1 protein-coding gene is annotated in these 1,586 nt (G+C 45.5%); it reads left to right on the top strand.

The window, feature by feature from the left end:
• A partial coding sequence (locus C8N27_RS15815) for a beta strand repeat-containing protein (RefSeq protein WP_208639295.1) occupies positions 1-1,586 on the top strand: 1,586 nt, incomplete at both ends.

The raw sequence follows: 1,586 nt of genomic DNA, 5'->3' as shown, positions 1-1,586 counted from the left end.
TCTTTAAAAGGAGATACCGGAGCAACAGGAGCTAACGGAGCTGATGGAGTAGATGGAAAATCAGCATATCAAACATGGTTAGATGCCGGAAATACAGGAACCGAAGCCGATTTTATCACTTCTTTAAAAGGAGATACAGGGGCAACAGGAGCAAACGGAGCTGATGGAGTAGACGGAAAATCAGCATATCAAACATGGTTGGATGCCGGAAATACCGGAACCGAAGCAGACTTTATCACTTCTTTAAAAGGAGATACCGGAGCAACAGGAGCTAACGGAGCTGATGGAGTAGACGGAAAATCAGCATATCAAACATGGTTAGATGCAGGAAACACCGGAACCGAAGCCGATTTTATCACTTCTTTAAAAGGAGACATTGGAGCAACAGGAGCTAACGGGGCAGATGGAGTTGATGGAGTAGACGGAAAATCAGCATATCAAACATGGTTAGATGCTGGAAATACCGGAACCGAAGCCGACTTTATTACTTCTTTAAAAGGAGATACCGGAGCAACAGGAGCTAACGGAGCTGATGGAGTAGACGGAAAATCAGCATATCAAACATGGTTGGATGCAGGAAACACCGGAACCGAAGCAGACTTTATTACTTCTTTAAAAGGAGACACTGGAGCAACAGGAGCTAACGGGGCAGATGGAGTAGACGGAAAATCAGCATATCAAACATGGTTGGATGCAGGAAACACCGGAACCGAAGCCGATTTTATTACTTCTTTAAAAGGAGACACAGGAGCAACAGGAGCTAACGGAGCTGATGGAGTAGATGGAAAATCAGCATATCAAACATGGTTAGATGCCGGAAACACCGGAACCGAAGCCGATTTTATCACTTCTTTAAAAGGAGATACCGGAGCAACAGGAGCTAACGGAGCTGATGGAGTAGACGGAAAATCAGCATATCAAACATGGTTAGATGCAGGAAACTCCGGAACCGAAGCCGATTTTATCACTTCTTTAAAAGGAGACACTGGAGCAACAGGAGCTAATGGGGCAGATGGAGTTGATGGAGTAGACGGAAAATCTGCGTATCAAACATGGTTAGATGCTGGAAACACCGGAACCGAAGCAGACTTTATTACTTCCTTAAAAGGAGACACCGGAGCGACAGGAGCTAACGGAGCTGATGGAGTAGACGGAAAATCTGCGTATCAAACATGGTTAGATGCTGGAAACACCGGAACCGAAGCAGACTTTATTACTTCCTTAAAAGGAGATACTGGAGCAACAGGGGCTAACGGGGCAGATGGAGCTGATGGAGTAGACGGAAAATCAGCATATCAAACATGGTTGGATGCCGGAAATACCGGAACCGAAGCAGACTTTATTACTTCTTTAAAAGGAGACACTGGAGCGACAGGAGCTAACGGAGCAGATGGAGTAGACGGAAAATCTGCATATCAAACATGGTTAGATGCTGGAAATACTGGAACCGAAGCCGATTTTATCACTTCTTTAAAAGGAGACACTGGAGCAACAGGAGCTAACGGGGCAGATGGAGTTGATGGAGTAGACGGAAAATCTGCGTATCAAACATGGTTAGATGCTGGAAACACCGGAACCGAAGCAGA

Source organism: Tenacibaculum discolor (assembly GCF_003664185.1).
Lineage (GTDB): Bacteria > Bacteroidota > Bacteroidia > Flavobacteriales > Flavobacteriaceae > Polaribacter > Polaribacter discolor.
The sequence above is the reverse complement of the archived record's forward strand: the minus strand, read 5'-3'. Positions and strand labels throughout refer to the sequence as shown.